The 17,950-nt window shown below is 40.2% G+C and carries 17 protein-coding genes; 8 read left to right on the top strand and 9 right to left on the bottom strand.

Features of this window, described 5'->3' with window-relative positions; translation table 11 throughout:
- Positions 1 to 380: 380 nt before the first annotated feature.
- Positions 381 to 1,358, bottom strand: a complete 978-nt coding sequence (locus tag M3O96_RS14415) for a M23 family metallopeptidase (protein ID WP_249721630.1) — start codon at positions 1,356 to 1,358, stop codon at positions 381 to 383.
- A gap of 118 nt (positions 1,359 to 1,476) precedes the next feature.
- Between M3O96_RS14415 and alaS the strand changes: the two genes are divergently transcribed.
- The 7 genes from alaS to M3O96_RS14380 all read left to right on the top strand — a co-directional run bounded on the left by alaS (position 1,477) and on the right by M3O96_RS14380 (position 11,388).
- Positions 1,477 to 4,110: an alanine--tRNA ligase gene (gene alaS / locus M3O96_RS14410; RefSeq protein ID WP_249721626.1), complete on the top strand. Its 2,634-nt coding sequence runs from the start codon at positions 1,477 to 1,479 to the stop codon at positions 4,108 to 4,110.
- Between the two features lie 81 nt (positions 4,111 to 4,191).
- Positions 4,192 to 5,652 (top strand): Asp-tRNA(Asn)/Glu-tRNA(Gln) amidotransferase subunit GatB, encoded by a 1,461-nt coding sequence (gene gatB / locus M3O96_RS14405; protein WP_249721624.1) that lies wholly within the window; start codon positions 4,192 to 4,194, stop codon positions 5,650 to 5,652.
- Position 5,653: 1 nt separating this feature from the next.
- Positions 5,654 to 6,772, top strand: a complete 1,119-nt coding sequence (locus tag M3O96_RS14400; protein WP_249721622.1) for a peroxiredoxin family protein — start codon at positions 5,654 to 5,656, stop codon at positions 6,770 to 6,772.
- A gap of 263 nt (positions 6,773 to 7,035) precedes the next feature.
- Positions 7,036 to 7,509 carry a nucleoid-structuring protein H-NS gene (locus tag M3O96_RS14395; RefSeq protein WP_249721620.1) on the top strand — a complete coding sequence of 158 codons (474 nt, stop codon included), beginning with the start codon at positions 7,036 to 7,038 and terminating at the stop codon, positions 7,507 to 7,509.
- 24 nt (positions 7,510 to 7,533) lie between these two features.
- Positions 7,534 to 8,112 carry a hypothetical protein gene (locus tag M3O96_RS14390; RefSeq protein ID WP_249721619.1) on the top strand — a complete coding sequence of 193 codons (579 nt, stop codon included), beginning with the start codon at positions 7,534 to 7,536 and terminating at the stop codon, positions 8,110 to 8,112.
- On the top strand, positions 8,109 to 8,948 hold the full coding sequence (locus tag M3O96_RS14385) for a hypothetical protein (protein ID WP_249721617.1): 840 nt from the start codon (positions 8,109 to 8,111) through the stop codon (positions 8,946 to 8,948). Before M3O96_RS14390 ends, M3O96_RS14385 begins: the two co-directional genes overlap by 4 nt.
- A complete protein-coding gene (locus tag M3O96_RS14380; protein WP_249721613.1) occupies positions 8,935 to 11,388 on the top strand; it encodes a leucine-rich repeat domain-containing protein in 2,454 nt (817 codons plus the stop codon). The genes M3O96_RS14385 and M3O96_RS14380 overlap by 14 nt, the downstream gene beginning before the upstream one ends.
- Before the next feature lie 109 nt (positions 11,389 to 11,497).
- Here the strand turns inward: M3O96_RS14380 and M3O96_RS14375 are convergent, their stop codons facing one another.
- The 5 genes from M3O96_RS14375 to M3O96_RS14355 form a co-directional block, all read right to left on the bottom strand.
- Positions 11,498 to 12,520 (bottom strand): hypothetical protein, encoded by a 1,023-nt coding sequence (locus tag M3O96_RS14375; protein ID WP_249721633.1) that lies wholly within the window; start codon positions 12,518 to 12,520, stop codon positions 11,498 to 11,500.
- 11 nt (positions 12,521 to 12,531) lie between these two features.
- Entirely contained in the window at positions 12,532 to 12,855 is a 324-nt protein-coding gene (locus M3O96_RS14370; RefSeq protein WP_249721612.1) for a DUF3817 domain-containing protein, read from the bottom strand.
- A 3-nt stretch (positions 12,856 to 12,858) separates the two neighbouring features.
- The gene (locus M3O96_RS14365; protein WP_249721610.1) at positions 12,859 to 13,398 is read right to left on the bottom strand and encodes a hypothetical protein; all 540 of its coding nucleotides are present in this window, start codon (positions 13,396 to 13,398) and stop codon (positions 12,859 to 12,861) included.
- Between the two features lie 205 nt (positions 13,399 to 13,603).
- Positions 13,604 to 14,137, bottom strand: coding sequence for an acyl-CoA thioesterase (locus M3O96_RS14360; protein ID WP_249721609.1), 534 nt, complete (start codon positions 14,135 to 14,137; stop codon positions 13,604 to 13,606).
- An 81-nt stretch (positions 14,138 to 14,218) separates the two neighbouring features.
- Complete coding sequence (locus tag M3O96_RS14355; RefSeq protein WP_249721608.1) at positions 14,219 to 14,875, bottom strand: protein-L-isoaspartate(D-aspartate) O-methyltransferase; 657 nt, start codon at positions 14,873 to 14,875, stop codon at positions 14,219 to 14,221.
- A gap of 124 nt (positions 14,876 to 14,999) precedes the next feature.
- Between M3O96_RS14355 and M3O96_RS14350 the strand changes: the two genes are divergently transcribed.
- A complete protein-coding gene (locus M3O96_RS14350) occupies positions 15,000 to 15,593 on the top strand; it encodes a riboflavin synthase (protein ID WP_249721607.1) in 594 nt (197 codons plus the stop codon).
- On the opposite strand, the gene M3O96_RS14345 is transcribed toward M3O96_RS14350, so the two are convergent.
- The 3 genes from M3O96_RS14345 to M3O96_RS14335 form a co-directional block, all read right to left on the bottom strand.
- On the bottom strand, positions 15,594 to 16,187 hold the full coding sequence (locus M3O96_RS14345) for a phosphatase PAP2 family protein (RefSeq protein WP_249721605.1): 594 nt from the start codon (positions 16,185 to 16,187) through the stop codon (positions 15,594 to 15,596).
- A gap of 203 nt (positions 16,188 to 16,390) precedes the next feature.
- Positions 16,391 to 17,290 carry an oxygen-dependent coproporphyrinogen oxidase gene (gene hemF / locus M3O96_RS14340; RefSeq protein WP_249721603.1) on the bottom strand — a complete coding sequence of 300 codons (900 nt, stop codon included), beginning with the start codon at positions 17,288 to 17,290 and terminating at the stop codon, positions 16,391 to 16,393.
- Between the two features lie 19 nt (positions 17,291 to 17,309).
- Entirely contained in the window at positions 17,310 to 17,936 is a 627-nt protein-coding gene (locus M3O96_RS14335) for a beta/alpha barrel domain-containing protein (protein ID WP_249721600.1), read from the bottom strand.
- Positions 17,937 to 17,950: the final 14 nt, after the last annotated feature.

Raw genomic sequence — 17,950 nt, 5'->3', positions numbered from 1 at the left:
CATAGATTGCAGAGTTAAGTAAAAGTGGTCAAGCTATATCAGGGACATACATACATTCATCATTCTTGATTCCTTTCCTCTGCGGTTCTGCGTGAGGCAATATTTATTTTACCGCAAAGGAAAAGAAGGTAATGCAATGGTCACAAAGTTTGAATTGATTATTTACCACATAGCTCACAGAGACCACATAGGTCGCGGCGTTCATTCAGCTGAATTCATCATTCTGAATTCATCATTCCTTTCCTCTGCGGCTCCGCGTGAGATTATTTTTTTTTGCCGCAATGGACGCAAAATACGGATTGATTATTTACCACATAGCTCACAGAGAGCGCATAGATTGCGGCGGGGCTTCTGGCAAAAAAGCTGATAAGGACCTAAACTTAACTCAAAGACTGATTTTCTCTTCCTGACAGTTCAAGGATTTTGTCAAACTCCTCAGGGGTAAGGTCTTTGAAGAAATAGTTGACCGGATTGACAAACCTGCCATCTTTCATAATTTCATAATGAATATGTGGTGCAGTAGATGAACCGGTATTTCCAACTGTCCCGATCAAGTCACCTCTTTTAATTTTTTGGCCTGTTTTGACTTTGAATTCATTCATATGTGCATATCGGGTAGTAAATCCAAAGCCATGATCGATTTCAATATGCTTGCCATAGCCTCCAAAAACAGTTTTGACTGCTGATACCACCCCGTCTCCGGTGGCGTATATCGGTGTGCCTTTAGGAGCAGCAAAGTCAACACCCTTGTGCATTTTGCGGACTTTCAGGATCGGATGGATTCTCATTCCGTAGCCTGAGGCAAGCATGTTTAGGTTTTCATTAAGGATCGGTTGAATTGCAGGGATTGCCGCCCAATAATCTTCTTTTTTGTGGGCCATTTCTGTCACTTCGTCGTAACTGACGGATTGCACGTACATCTGCCTTTTTAGCGCATCCACTTTTTGGGAAAGAGATACAACCAAATCTTCCTGTCTTAGTCCTTTTTCTTTTATTTCTTTGTACCTATCTGAGCCACCGATTCCGGCATTTCTAATTTCGCCGGGAATGGGTTCTGTTTCAAAAATGATTCTGTAGAGATTGTCATCTCTTTGTTGGAGATCTCCCATCATGTGGCTCAACTTGGTAACTTCCCCTTCCAAAAGCTGGTAATAGAGGGTAAGTTCCTTATTTTCTTTCTTAAGCATCAGCTCTTTTGGGCTTTCAAAAAAATAATTGAATGAAAGCAGCATGAGGACTGCAAATACCGATGCGAGGGAAAAGAAACCAAGGGAATTGAGAGCAATGTCCCAGTTGCTTCGCTTGAATCGCTCGTACTTACAGGTTTTGGGGTCGTAGTAATATTTTAGTCTACTCATTACGGATTGCGAGGTAAATATCTTAATTTTGTGCCCCTATGGCAGGTGGGTGATAGCGTTAGGGGAACTGCAAAGATAGAAAATTAAATAGATAATCCGAAAATAGTCAATAGGTTAGATGAAAGCCAAAGAAATAAGAAATTTATTTATAGAATTTTTTGAGTCAAAAAAACACCAGTACATACCCTCATCGCCGATTGTGGTCAAAAACGATCCTACGCTGATGTTTACCAATGCCGGTATGAATCAGTTTAAAGATTATTTTTTGGGAAATGAAGATCCGAAGTTCCTACGTGTGGCTAATAGCCAAAAATGTCTGAGGGTTTCCGGTAAACATAATGACCTAGAAGAGGTAGGTGTGGACACCTACCACCATACCATGTTTGAGATGCTTGGCAATTGGTCATTTGGTGATTATTTCAAAAAAGAGGCTATCGAATGGGCTTGGGAACTGTTGACTGAGGTTTATGATTTACCAAAAGACCGGTTGTATGTTTCGGTTTTTGGAGGAGATGCCGGAGACAATCTAGAAAAGGATACGGAAGCATTTCAGATTTGGAACGGAATAGTGCCTGAAAGCAGGATCATCTTTGGAAGCAAAAAAGACAATTTTTGGGAAATGGGCGATACGGGTCCCTGTGGTCCGTGTTCCGAAATTCACGTTGACCTGAGATCAGAGGAAGAAAGACAAAAAGTAAATGGTTTTGACTTGGTCAACAATGACCATCCACAAGTCATCGAAATCTGGAACTTGGTATTTATGCAGTTCAACAGGATTTCTGATGGAAGTCTGAAAGAACTCCCGGCCAAGCATGTCGATACAGGAATGGGTTTTGAAAGACTCGTCAGAGCCATTCAAAATAAGTCTTCCAATTACGACACGGATGTATTTTCGCCTTTTATCCAAGCTGTAGCCACCAAATCCGGAATGGAATATGGGAAGGATGAAAAGACCGACATCGCCATGCGGGTGATTGTGGATCATATCCGTGCCATTTCATTTACCATAGCTGATGGTCAGTTGCCATCTAATAACAAAGCCGGATATGTCATCCGAAGAATTTTAAGGAGGGCCGTTCGATACGGGTATACCTTCTTGGGTTTTCAGAAGCCTTTTCTTTATGAATTACTTCCTTTGCTCGCAGAGACATTTGGGGATATTTTCCCGGAAGTTGCTGCACAGCAGGATTTTATAGCCAAGGTAATCATGGAAGAGGAAAACTCTTTCCTTAGAACATTGGACAATGGATTGAAAAAGCTCGATCAGATCAAGGACGAAATGGCAGCTTCAGGTCAAAAAGTGATTGAAGGAAAAATCGCTTTTGAGCTTTATGATACTTTTGGATTTCCATTGGACTTGACTTCCCTGATTGCAAGGGAAAATGGACTTTCGGTAGACGAGAAAGGTTTTGCCTCTGAGATGGAAAAGCAAAAAACCAGATCAAGGGCGGCTGCCGAACAGGAGACCGGAGATTGGGTCATGGTAGGAGAGGATGAAGGCGTAGAATTCATAGGATACGATTACCTGGAATCCCAAAGCAGGATAGTGAAATACAGGCAGATCAAAGATAAAAAGGGAGATAGGTTTCAGTTGGTGTTGGATAGGACTCCTTTCTATGCCGAAAGCGGTGGACAGGTTGGCGATCAAGGTTGGTTGCAGTCGGAAGCAGAAACCATCAAGGTTTTGGATACCAAAAAAGAAAATGACTTAATTGTCCATTTTGTAGACAGACTTCCATCTAAGGAAGATGCGGTATTTTCTTCTAAAGTGGATGGGGAAAAGAGAAAGCTGAGCATGAATAACCACACTGCCACACATTTGCTCCATGCCGCATTGAAGCAGGTATTGGGAGAGCATGTGCAACAAAAAGGTTCTTTGGTGAATGAGGATATTCTTCGTTTTGACTTTTCTCATTTTGCGAAGCTCACAGAAGAAGAAATCTCCCAAGTGGAAAGCATCGTCAATACCAAAATCAGGGAAAATATTGCGCTCAATGAACAAAGGAATGTACCGATTGCGGAAGCAAAAAACCAAGGTGCAACTGCTTTGTTTGGAGAGAAATATGGTGATTTTGTAAGGGTAATCACATTTGACAAGAATTTTTCAGTGGAGCTTTGTGGAGGAACACATGTGTCCTCTACAGGTGTGATCGGTTTATTTAAGATTGTTTCCGAAGGATCAATTTCGGCAGGAGTAAGAAGAATAGAAGCGATTACGGCTAATGCCGCAGAATCCTATGTCAATGATCAGTTTCAATTGGTGAAAGAGATTCAGGAATTACTAAAGAATCCAAGAGACGTCAAAAAATCAATTGAGGCCCTGATTCAGGAGCTCAATGAGTTAAGAAAAGAATTAGAGTCACTTCATACGCAAAAGGCGGGAGCGCTCAAGGAGGAATTGATCAGAGGCATTCAGCAAGTAAATGGCACGAATCTAATCATTGCACAGGTATCAATGCCTTCGGCAGATGCCTTGAAGAAACTGGCATTTGAATTGAAAAATGAAGTTGAAAATGTCATCGCAGTATTGGCTGCTGAAATTGAAGGTAAACCTCAGGTGGCGGTTTTGGTAAGCGAAAACCTTGTCTCCGAAAAGTCACTGAATGCAGGCGTTTTGGTGAGGGAATTGGCAAAAGAAATAGATGGAGGTGGAGGTGGACAACCTTTCTTCGCAACGGCGGGAGGAAAAAACCTTTCAGGGTTGCCATCCGTCTTGGTGAAAGCCAAGTCGCTGTTAGGACAAAAGGATTAGAATAAAAGCATTCCAAATTTGGTTTTAGGGTATTTTGAATCCAATTTTGAACTGATTGTAATACAGAATAAAAAAGAAAACATGCTTTCTGCAGAAGTAAAAAACAAATATGAATTGGTCATCGGGTTGGAAGTTCATGCCCAATTATTGACACAGAGTAAGATGTACACTTCTGATTCTACGGAGTATGGTAATCTTCCCAATACCCATATTTCAGTCATAACCTTAGGCCATCCCGGTACACTTCCCAAAGTAAATAGAAAAGCTGTGGAGTTTGCCATCAAGATGGGATTGGCCTGCGATTGCGAGATCACGAGACATAATATTTTTGCAAGGAAGAATTATTTTTATCCGGATCTTCCAAAAGGATACCAAATTACCCAAGACAAAAATCCAATTTGCGTAGGTGGAACAGTACCCATCACCCTACCTGACGGAAGTAAAAAATCCGTCGCATTGACAAGAATCCACATGGAGGAAGATGCGGGTAAATCCATGCACCTTGCCGGAGAGGTGGATACGTTGGTAGATTTTAATAGAGCGGGTGTCCCACTTATTGAAATCGTTTCTGAGCCTGATATGCGTTCTTCGGATGAGGCTTATGCCTATTTGGTAGAAATCAAAAAACTCGTCAGGTATCTTGATGTCTGCGATGGCAACATGGAAGAAGGATCTCTCCGCTGCGATGCCAATGTTTCGGTAAGAATAAGAGGTGCCGCTGAATATGGGAAGAAAGTCGAAGTTAAAAACATGAATTCCTTCCGGAATGTCGTGAGGGCTATTGAGCATGAATATGAGCGTCAGGTGGAAATGGCTGAATCAAAAGTTGAAATCATCTCTGAAACTAGAACCTTTGATGCCACAACAGGATTGACTTCCAGCATGAGAACTAAGGAAGACTTGAATGATTACCGATATTTTCCTGAACCGGATTTGAGTCCAATCATCGTTTCTGAGGAATGGCTAGAAAGCGTCAAGGAATCGATGCCGGCTTTGCCAAGGGAATTACACCATAAATTCATCAACCAATATGGCTTGTCAGAATATGATGCAGGTGTATTGACTGATAGCAAAGAAATTGCGCTTTATTATGAAGAGGTCTGTCTCCATACCCAAAATTACAAAGGCGCTACCAATTGGGTGATGGGCCCGGTCAAATCTTATCTGAACGAACTCACCTTACATATTTCTGATTTCCCGATTTCGGCCAAAAGTCTCGCAGAATTAATCGCCATCATTGATGAGGGGAAAATCAATTTCTCCGTCGCTTCCCAGAAAGTCTATCCTGAGATGTTGCTCAATAAAACCAAGCGTCCTATTGAGATCGCCCAAGAATTGAACCTCATCCAAGAAAGTGATGAAGGTTCATTGATGCCGATTATTGAAACAGTCTTGTCTGAAAATGCGGCGAAAGTGGTGGAATACCGCTCCGGAAAGAAAGGGTTGATGGCCATGTTTATGGGGCAGGTGATGAAGAAATCCCAAGGAAAAGCTGATCCAAAGGTTGCGACAAAATTATTAACAGAATTACTAGAAAATTAATATGAAGAAATCAATTTTGAATTTGCTGTCTGTGGTGTTGGTGCTATTTTTTGCTTCTTGCGGAAAAAATGACATACAAGAATTTGATGGAAAGGTAAAGATCTCCGGGGAAGTCAAAAATGCACCGGAAGGAAAAATAGAGATATATAAGTTTGTGGATGAAAGTACTGAAATCATTTCAGAGATCCCGATGGGTGGTGAAGGTGACTTTGAGTATGAGCTTAGCTTAGAAGGTCCGGGTTTTTTTGAACTGCACTTCATGAATCAAAAAATCGTCAAATTGGCGCTCTATGCTGATGATGTAGCCGTGATTTATGACTTCAATGACGAGGCAAGTCTAAAGGTCTCCGGAGCTCAAGATTCCCAACATCTCCAAAAGATTGAGGCCTTGATGGTCGAGTATCAAAATACCATTAATGAGCTGAATACTGCTTATTTTGAAGCGATGAGTAAAAGGGATCAGGAAGCTATCAAATCCATCCAGACCACAGCTCAAAATCTAGAAACTACCCAAAGTCAAAAAGTAAAAGAAACCCTTGATGGCATGGACGGAAGTTTTGCTGCAATGGCCGGAATTGCAATGTTGAACATCAAAACTGATTTTCAGTATATCGATGGGTTAGTATTAAATCTGAATGAAAAATACCCCAATACCAAGATGATTCAGTCATTGATGAATCAATTGGATGACATGAGGGCATTGTCTATCGGTCAGGTGGCACCCGAAATAGCGCTACCAAATCCAAATGATGAACTCATTAAATTATCTGATCTGAGAGGGAAGTATGTATTGATTGATTTTTGGGCGGCATGGTGCAGGCCTTGTAGGGAAGAAAACCCGAATGTAGTACGTCTATACAACCAGTATAAGGATCAAGGTTTTGAGGTATTCGGCGTGTCTTTGGACAGGACCAAAGAAGCTTGGGTCAAAGCTATTGCAGATGATAAGCTCACTTGGACCCATGTATCTGACCTGAAATATTTCAATTCCGAAGCAGCCGCCACGTATCAGATCAATGCTATTCCTGCCACTTATATGTTGGATCCGGAAGGAAAGATCATCGGAAAAGATTTGAGAGGAGCAAGCCTTGAAAATAAACTAAAGGAAATTTTTGAATAAATCGGGTTGATAATCTAAAGAGATGGTATATAAAAACTCCATTCCTTTGGGTTATTTAAGATTTTTTGCCGGATATACTTTTTACCATGATAAAAAAAAGAATTTTCAATTAGATTTGCAAAGCCAAAGAAAATGTCGTTCTAGAGCAACAATCACAAAAGTTGCTATTCAAAAATCAAATATTTTCTTTTGAAAGGTTATTAAGAGCAAAGGCAAAATTACCCAATATTTAAATATCTAATAAACTAATCAATTAACTAAACATGAAAAAAAGAATCGCCAAATCAACATTAAGCAGGGTGCTAACCATTGCCTTGTTTGGTTTGCTCGCTCTTGGAGCCTGCAAAAGTAAAAAGAAAGTAGTAGCAGCACCTGAAGCTGCTCCAATAGAAGAAGTAAAACCTACTCCACCACCACCAGCGCCTGCAGGACCTTCTGCTGAAGAAGTTGCTGTAAGCAAACTGGAAAATTACTTCAATAGTATCTCAGGTTCTTCGAATTTAGATGCAGCCAACAGGACTATCCAAGAAGCTCAGGGCTTGTTTTCTAATGCAACTACACCTGTATTGATTGTGATTCATGAGGCAAACGGAATCAAAGATTACGATGAACCGACTACTATAGCCAAATACCTTAATTACCTGAAAGACACCAAGAAAAACCTTAACTACATTTCTGACATCAGATTAGATGGTAACGGTAAGGTATCTGAATTGGAATTGCGTCGTAAAAAATAATATCCACCGAAAAATCACTAAATAATGAAAAAATATATTTCTCTTTTCATGTTGCTCTTTTTGGCTTCAGCATCAATCACACTGGCGCAAACTGACAACATCAGCCCTGCAAGAAAGCAGGCTATCGATTCTCTTGCTTTGGAAAAAGTAAAGGATCTAAGTAAGTACATCAGCATCATCGGTAGCAAGGAAACACAATTCTCAGAGGCCAACCGCGTTATGGATAGGGCAGAAGAGCTATTTGCTCCTGATGCTGAAATGGGTGTATCTTCTTTGAACCGCAAGGAGATTGCTTATTACAAAGTCAGAAACTATTTCGAGAGATTGATGGCTTTGAATTATGACCGTGTCAACATTACCTGGTATGACATCCATTACATCAGTGATCTTGAAAGACAGCCTGATGGCCGTTATGTAGGTGTCATCACTGTGTATCAAAGATTCGAAGGTACTTCAATAGAAACAGGCTTAAACTACAGAGACACGACCAAAAAGGACATCACCATCTATGTTGAGAAAAAACAAACCCAGATCGCCGGTAGAACGATCGAGTTCTGGGATGTGATGCTTGGAGATATTCGTGTGACTGAAACCGCTGCATGAGAAAAATAATTATTGTAATTACATTATTGATTACATCCATTGGAATGGCGCCGGGGCAAGGTTTATTCAGCCCCGGTTCCCCCAAGGATGATGGCAGATTTGCCGCATCGACCAAGCAGGTCAATCAATTTTTTAGACGATTCAATGCCGAAGAAAGTCAGGACGGCAGCAAAAGATATTATACCGGAGATGCCTTGTTTAGAGACAGGGAACTGAGGGGGAAGTTTATCAGTATTCTTTTTGACAATGAAACCTCGGGGATTTCTGGGGACATGAAAACCGAGTTTATGAGAGATGTACTCTCTGAATCCCAACCACAATTTCTGAATTTTCATGAGGGAGAATGGTTTGCAGAAGTAACTTCAAGTTTTCAATATAAAGGAAGAAGTGAAAACGTGACACTTTTTTTGAAAATCCAACCTGAGGGATTAGGATATGAATGGGTTCTGGAGAAGGTAATATTTAAGCCTTTCAAAGATATTTTCAAGAAACCGATTGGAAATGACAAAAGCTTTATCCATCCGCTAAGCCATGAGCTTGGTTTTATGAATCTCCGAAAGGCATTTGAAAATTCAGATACACCCGAATCCTTTACCGCCAAAGAGTATGTTCCTGATTACCTCACCTTATTTTTATATGAATTAAAAAAAGGTAGCATCAAATTTGAAACAATCACTGATGTTAAGTTCCATTTCTTCCAGATTAACAATTGGTATTTTGAATTGAACCAGTTCAATAGACCCGGTTTCAATACCGGATGGCTGATAGGAGATTTGGTAAAATTGAAACCTGGAGACAAAGAAACAATACAAGACTTTATATATGACCAGAAATAAACAACTTATCCTTTTTGTTTTTCTTTTTTTGGGAATTAACTATTCCGGTTATTCCCAAGATTTGGGCGATTATTCCAAGGCCGATCTGAAAGAGCTTACTCAAAAAGTACAAGATCAAGTTCAGTTTTTGGAGTTTTTTTTAAATACCCTTGGAAGCAAAGACACACCTGCACGTGACAAAGATGTGATCATCAGGGAAAGTTATAAGAAGATTTTTAGAGATGGCAAGGTACAGGTGGAAGATGATTTGCTCCTAGACAGAAAGGTGATTACAAATAAGGATGTAACTGCCTATCTGAAGGATATTGAGTTTTTTTTCAAAGAAGCAAGTTTTAAATTTAAAATCAGGGAAACAAAACCATTCTTAAGGGAAAATGGGGAATTGTCATTCTTGGTTTCTATGGACAGGACACTCACTGCCGTAGGATTGAATCAAGAAAAAATAACCAATACCAAACCAAGATTTATTGAAGTTAACGTGGACAAAAAGTCCAATGAACTGAAGATTGCGAGTGTGTACACTACCAAATTGAGCAGGGATAAGGAACTTCAGGAATGGTGGGCGACCTTATCCTACACTTGGGAATCTTATTTTAGAAAAAAAATCGGGATCACTGAAGAGGATTCTATTACTGTCGAACACCTCTATAAAATCAGTACCATTGATTCCATTGATTTCTCCGGCAATGAATATTTGGTTGAGTTGTCGCCCATTGAGGCTTTGAGAGACCTCAAATACATCGATATCAGCAATACCAAAGTTGTAGAATTGAATGCAATCAGTAATGTTACTTTTTTGAATCACCTGAATATTTCTAATACCCCCACAAAAGATATTCAGTTTATCAAATATTCTGACAGGCTGGAACATCTTGATATTTCCAACACTTTGATAGAAGATATCAGCGAATTGGGTAACCTGAAGAGCCTTCGTACTTTGAAAGCAGTAAATACTCCATTTGCGTCCTACAGTGTCTTGAATTCTATGCAGGCGCTCACTAGGTTGGAATTGAATAGCAGCAGCTTTATAAGTATAGAAGATATTCAGGAGCTTGCGAGTTTGAAATACCTCGATGTAAGCGAGAATAACCTTTCTAATCTTGACTTGCTGTCCGGACTTACAGCTTTGGAAGAGGTCAACTTAAGCCAGACCAATATATTAGATCTTTCCCCATTGGCGGATTTGACTGCTCTGAAAATAGTAAAAATCAACAATACTGCTGTTTCCAACATTGGACCATTAAGTGGTAAGCCAAATCTAAAAATGTTGTATGCTGACCTTACCGGAATTTCATTAGCTAGTGCTGAGGAATTTGCAAGAGGCAATAGAAAGGTACTGTTGATCCACAATGTGGAGACTTCGCAGTCTTGGTGGACTAATTTGTCGGAGGAATGGAAAGGTGCCTTGATCACCATCAATCCCAAATTAGGAATTTCATCTCCTAGCATAGAAGACTTGGTAAGTACTTTGGGAATTGATTCTTTAAACCTCTCAGGGACAGGAATAAATACTCTAATTCCAGTTTTGAAATTTAAGAATATCAATTACCTCGCTTTTGATGACAATGAAATCACTGACCTGATTTCTTTAGGAGACATGAAGACCATTGAAATCATTTCAGGAAAAAACACTAAAGTCAAAGACCTTCAGCCATTAGCGGGATTAGAGAATGTGACCCGTCTTGATTTTAGGGATAGCCCTGTGAAAGGTTATAGTATGTTAAAGAATCTTCCAAACCTGACATATTTGAACCTAGACAATTCCGAGATTGATCACCTTGAAATTCCGGATTTCTTAGCAACAAATCCCAAAGTCAATATTGTTTATAGGTCTGCTGTCCTAGAACAATGGTGGGATTCAGTAGAGGAGCCATGGAAAATTGCTTTGAAAAAAGCTTATGGTAAAGAAAATGAAGATCCTGACCTTGAGACATTACATATATGGACAGCCAAGCCTGAACTGAAAGTTGATAATTCCAATATTTCAAATCTGCAGGCATTGGCTGTATTTACAAATTTAAGATCGCTGTCGATTTCCAATGTTCCGATGATGGATATTTCGGGCTTAAGTGAATTGACTTTGCTGGAGGATTTGAAAATTACCCATGCACCGATATCCAATATCGTGGTACTGCCTCTTTTGAAAAGCCTGAAAATACTAGACTTGTCTTACACTGCCATCGAGGACCTGAGACCTTTGGGACAGCTTGTTGACCTAAAGACCTTGATAATAACAGGAACCAATATCACTGTGTTGCGCGGTTTGGAAACACTCAGCAGCCTTGAAAAATTAGATATTGGAGGCACGAATGTAAAATCGTTGAAACCTGTTCATGGTCTGAACCTCAAAGAATTGATCTGTTTCAATACCCGAATGAATCAAAGAGCGGTCGATAACTTCAAAAAATTGAATCCTGAATGTGAAGTCAGGTTTTATTAAGAAGCTAGGAGGGATTAGGAAAAGGTTGGAAGTGAGAAGTGAGTAAAAATTAAGCAGTATCGGGAATCAAGAAACCCAAGTGATCCAAGACTAGATACCCAGTCTTGGATCATTTTTTCATTAACAGATCTAAGCTAAGTCGGAGAATATTTCCCATATTTTTGCATTCAAGGAATCTTCCGTCTTTATAGTGCTTTGCAAGGTCAAGCTTAAGTGATTCTGTATTTCCCTCAGTGGAAATAGTATCAGATTCCATGGTTTCCAATAGATCTTCCATTTCTTTTTGAGAGCTCTTGAGCCTATTGGCAATCAATGACCTTTCTTCCCTTTGGTATTGCGCCATTGATTCGGGGGTGATATGCTTGATACCCATTTGGATGAGCTTGTTGTTCTGTTTGAAATATTGGGGCAGGTAAATTGATTTTTTACCCTCATAAGACTGTTGGTCAAAATCTATAGCCCTGATCCTATAATGTGTTTCCTCAAAATCCGGTGTGACGTCTACGACAAAGTTTGAGGAGTGCATGTCTCCCAACAACCTGACAAAACACCTTTCATTGAATTTGACAAATTCTTTTGCCAATCGAATAGGATTTTGGAGTATATCATTGATATACTGGCGCATAAACTGCTCTCCGGGAATCCCGGCAATGTGCTCCTCAATCAGGGTATTCTGATGGACTAAATAATTGATGCGGTTAGGTGATAGGAGGTGTTCAAGTTCCAGTCCGTAAATCCGTGAAGCATCGGCATTTTTTACATAAAAATAGTCAAAGTTGTCATTGATCCTGTTGACAATCCTAACCCGAAAGGGCTTTGTATTCCCATAAACACATAAGTCTACCCTGTCTACATAAAGGTGTTCCATGACCGACATGTCTCCCTGCGCCTTTAGGATGGAGTAGATTTTCTTTACGTTGTGATGGATTTCATTCCTGTCGGATTCTGCAAAAAAGACAGTCTCCCACAAGGTGTCATTTCCCTTGGAGTCATACAAAGCGATGGAGCTGCTGTACCTCAAAAGGTCATTGTATTGGATCGGAAAATCCACTTCACGCCCGTATCTGTGAAGGAAAACCCTCAATTTTGGACTGATTGGATAAATGATTTTCTTTTTGCTGATCAGGGCCATAAGGCGTGAGGTCAAGATTTTACCATTTCTTTTTCTTCGCTTGACATATTTTTATGAAAAATAAATGGTCCGAAAGGCAAGATAGATGCAGCCAAAGCGAATAATGTCTTTGTAAAACTCCAAGACAGTTTGCGGGCTGTAGGGAACACCGCCAAAATATATATCATAAAAAGTAAACCATGTGCCCAACCTACATAGGTGACTGCCGTAGGAGAATCAAACATGTATTTCAAGGGCATGGCTATGAACAGCAAAACCAAAAATGATATTCCTTCCAGCACACTGATCAATCTAAACCGCTTAAGCCACTTGGTTTTTTCTTCGATGTTATTCATTTTTTATTTTTTTGTAATGTTAAAAAGGATTTGCAATTCTTTCCAAAGGGCTTTACGAAGTTCCAAACTTTCGGCAATTTGACTTAAATCATCAGCAAACAAATACTCGATTTCATCCTCCTGATGCACTTCATAGGTTTTTTTAACAGACATCATGAGTTCATGCCTTACTTTTCCAAATACGATGATTTTATTTGGACTTAAGGCTATGATGGAAGCCATTGAGGTCAGTTCTGTGTTTTCCGAGTTTGCCAAAGCGATGTCTTTTAGCGAACATGAAACCGCACCCAAAATCTTGAACAAATATTCTGACAAGTTGCTGTCCAATGATTTTCCTTCATAAATCACCAAAATCCCTTTTTCAAAACCACCCTCATATAACAATGGAATAGGTTCTTCCTCTGATTCTATTTCGGAGGAGGAAGGTATTTCATCCAAAGCAAGAGAATTCGTTGATTTTAGCAATTGATTTTTCTCCTCAGGTAGAAGGTAAATTTCATTATCCAAAAACAGTCCCAAATGGTGGATACTCATATTTTCCATGTGCCTAAATTGATTAAAAAATGGGGGATTGCAAAGTAGAATTTGATAGTGTTTGAAAAGGAAAGATTGTCGGATTAAAGGATTTGGAAAGAGATGAAAGTGTCGGAATTTTAAAACCAAGTTTGAGTGTAAGGTTTCTTCATTTGAGCCAACGCACATTACAAACAATTACAACAATTACACCTAACTCCTAAAAGGATAACCTCTAATTACCATTGTTCTCCTCTAGTCCGAAAATTGATTTCAGTTCTACGGCATCTTTGGGATCCATTCTTTTTGCAAGGACCAATCTCAATTGTCTTCTTCTCAAAGCGCCTTCATACAATTCGATTTCCTCCGGAGTTTCTGCGATGACTTCAGGGACTTCAATAGGTCTTCCATTTTGGTCCACAGCCACAAAGGTGAAAAATGCCCTGTGTGTCAGGATTTTTTTATTAGCAGGAATATCCTCTGCCCAAACTTCAATGAATACTTCGATTGATGAGTTAAATGCCCGTGTGACTCGGGATTTGAGTGTAACGACATTGCCCAAGGGAATGGGATGCTTGAAAGAAATGCTGTCAGCAGATGCCGTGACCACGATCCTGTTCGAGTGTTTCTGAGCAGCGATGGCAGCTACAACGTCCATCCAGTGCATCAGTTTCCCCCCCATGAGGTTGTTCAGGGTGTTGGTATCGTTAGGCAATACCATTTCTGTCATGATCACTTCAGATTGCTTGGCTGTTTTCTGTTTTGGCATAAAAGTTAATTTTTTTGTAAAAATACAAAACCTTTTTCTTTCAGAGAAAAATAAAGTCTCTGAATTCAGAATAAAATTTGGTTATTTCCAACCCTCCATTCCTAACAGTGGAACAAAGGCAAAGTTGTCAAATTCCTCCTGTTCGATTTTTGTATCGGAGATTTTGGTCAGTTTCATCATTTTTTGGGTTCTTCTGTCTCCAACCGGAATCACCAGAATTCCTCCAACTTTCAATTGCTTCAACAAAGAATTAGGAACCACAGGGGCGCCTGCCGTTACCAGGATTTTGTCAAATGGCGCTTGCTCGGGCATCCCTTTGGACCCATCGCCAAAATAAAAATGAAGTTGGATTCCCAGCTTACCCATAAATTTCTTGGTCCTGTCAAAAAGCTTTTTTTGGTATTCAATGGTATGAACATCAGCTCCCAATAAATGTAGGATAGCGCCCTGATATCCTGAACCGGTGCCGATTTCCAATACTTTATCGCCCGGTTTAATATTTAACAGTTCTGTTTGGAAAGCGACCGTATAGGGTTGGGAGATCGTCTGACCTTCACCGATGGGAAAAGCCTTGTCTTCATAAGCGTGCGAGTCCAAGGCCGAATCAAAGAAAAAATGCCTTGGGAGAGTGTTGATGGCATTTAGAACGGCTTCGTCTTTGATCCCTTTTTTCCTTATGATTTTCACCAATTCTTTTCTCTGACCTTTGTGGCGGTAGCTATCCTCTAATTTTAACATGGGTGGATGGTAAAGGGAAACTTTTGTAATCGGTGCTAAGTTAAGGGATATATTGGCTTAATTTGAAGCCAAAATTAAGCTTTGAAGCTTATTGTCTGAAATATTGACTCTTAGATTGAAAAATATGTTCACAGGAATTATAGAGACTTTGGGTACCATCACTGACACCACCCTAGAAGGAAGCAATGTTCATTTTGATATCATTTCACCAATTACTTCTGATCTCAAAGTAGACCAGTCTGTAGCCCACAATGGAGTATGTCTGACAGTTGTGGCTATCGATAATCAAACTTACCGGGTTACTGCCATTGATGAGACATTGAAAAAAACAAATCTCAAATCATGGGTGAAAGGCAGGAAAGTAAACCTTGAGCGTTGTATGCCTGCCAATGGAAGATTTGATGGCCATATTGTACAGGGCCATGTAGATCAGGTTGGTAAAGTAGACCGGATCGCCGAACAGGATGGTTCTTGGATTTTTGACTTTTCTTTTGATCCCAATATGGGGAATGTGACGGTGGAGAAAGGTTCGATTACAATCAATGGAACAAGTCTCACTTGCTTCAATTCAAAAAACGGAAAATTTACCGTGGCTATCATTCCCTACACCTATGAACATACCAATTTCCATGAATTGAAAGTAGGGGATGAGGTCAATCTGGAATTCGATGTTATCGGCAAATACATCCAAAGAATCATCCGAGGGTATAGCGAATAATTAGTCAGTTTTGATTTTCCCCAGATTCCTTGCAAGCCTCACACGGTTATAAACTGCTTGGAAAAGATGGTATGAAGCAAGTCCACAAAGAATTCCGACCAATCCGCCGACCAATACGTCTCCGGGATAATGAACACCTAAATAAATTCGGGTGTAGGAAAAAAGAACGGCCCAGAGAAAAAGCCATTTAACTGTAGGGAATCTGACTGAAAGTCCCAAATACATGGCTGTCGCAACCGCAAAACTATTGGCAGCATGCGAGGAGGCAAATCCATACATGCCCCCGCATTTGCCATAATTATGTATCATGCCATTTAAGATGACTTCATGACAGGGTCTCAGCCTTTCAAAAAAGGGCTTCATCAATGCTGAGGTAATTTGGTCAGCAAGCAAAACTGAAAGCAGGACACCCAAAATCACCCACCATCCCTGTTTGCCATGGGCTTTCCAAACTAAGAAAATCAAGAAAATATACAATGGAATCCAGGGATAAGTTTGGGTAAAAAAGTACATGATAGGATCCAAAAAATCTACATGGTATTGGTTTAACCACAGAAACAAAGCCTCATCCCATTCGCTGATCTTTTCTAGCATGTTTTTCTTAGATATGAGATTTTGATTCACTGAGCAAATTTCAATTGGCAGGAACTGTGAGATGACGGATGACCGATGACCGATGTAACCTACTTTCTAACCTTTTCATGGACTTTATTAACCAAATAACCAACCCTTCGACAAGCTCAGGGACCTAAAAACAAATAACCAATTAACCCTTAACCAATTAACCCTTAACCACCCTAAACATTAATCCAATCAATCCCCTTTTTGAGATGATCAAGGGTAAAGGCTTCTTTCGATCTCATCTCAGGTTGATGCATGTATTCCCAGTTGGCCATCGGGGGCATACTCATCAGGATGCTTTCTGTCCGACCGTTGGTATCTAAGCCAAACTTCGTCCCGGCATCCCACACAAGGTTGAATTCAACATACCTTCCACGGCGGAGTGCCTGCCATTTTTTCTCATTTTCGCCATAGGGCAAGGCCTTGTTTTTAGCCATGAGGTAGCGGTAAACTTTTGGAAAAAGGTACCCGACAGATTTGACAAATTCAAAAACCGAATCCTTCTCATTGGCATCATGTGGGCTCAGTCTGTCAAAGAAAATCCCTCCGACTCCCCGAGTTTCGTTCCTATGTTTGATGAAGAAATAGTCATCGGCCCAAGTTTTGAATTTTGGATAGTAATCTAGGTTTGATTGGTCGCAAGTGGCTTTTACCTGTTGGTGAAAATACTTTGCGTCGTCCATGTCAACATAATGGGGAGTGAGGTCGATCCCACCGCCAAACCAACTGACGCCATTGCTCATTTCAAAATACCGGATATTCATATGGATGATCGGCACCATCGGGCTTTCGGGATGAATGACGATAGATACCCCGGTAGCGTAAAAGTCCGCTTTTTCAAGCTTGAGTTTTTGGAGGATTTTGTCAGGTGTAGGCCCTTCCACTGCAGAAAACGCCACTCCGCCTTTTTCTATGACATTGCCCTTTTGGAGGATTCGGGTACGTCCGCCACCGCCTTCTGCCCTGGTCCATTTGTCTTCCTTAAATTTTCCTTTCCCATCCTCCATTTCCAATTCCTGACAGATGTGGTCCTGAATGGCCATGAAGTCTAGGGCAATTTTCTCTTTTTCTAGCATTTTTTAATCCAATACCCTATTAATCCTCTAATTCCAGAACTTCCAATATATCTGCCAACTCTTCAAAATCTTTCAAACCAGGTTTGATTTCTTCCCCTCCTTCAAGGGCTATTCCTTTTACTCCCGTCTTTTCCAGCAAGCTTAGGACTGTCATAGGCTCGATTCCAAATCCAATCAGGACTTCTACAGATTCTGCCAAGACCTTTAGTTTTTGGATAAGAGTATCATTCATTTCAAGACTATGAGAAACAAGGTGGAGTATTACTCCAAAATCATTAAAAAACATTGCCTTTGCAATCAAGTCATCCAAATCTTCCTCAGATCTCAGGTCTTTTTTGAAAATAATTCCAAAAGAAGAATTGATTAACATCCTCAAATGGATCTCTTCCTGTATTTCAATAAAATTGATGCCTTGGTATTCGTTGACGAGAGTCAGGATTTTTTCAGGATGTGAACTCTCAAATTCTGCTACAAAATCAACTCCTGAGAGCCATCCGGTAATTTCATTGAATTTTTGGGGTGAGGTATAGTTTTTGCTGTTTTCTTCCAAGTCAAAACCTATCATGTTGACATACATTCCTGCGCAATACCTTGCGTCAGATAGGTTTGTTACTGCACTTAATTTTACAAATGAACGGAGAGCCATGCTTATGGGATAAT

The organism is Aquiflexum sp. TKW24L, assembly GCF_023502205.1.
GTDB lineage: Bacteria > Bacteroidota > Bacteroidia > Cytophagales > Cyclobacteriaceae > Cognataquiflexum.
Note: the sequence above shows the minus strand (reverse complement) of the source record. Positions and strands in the feature narration are given on the sequence as shown.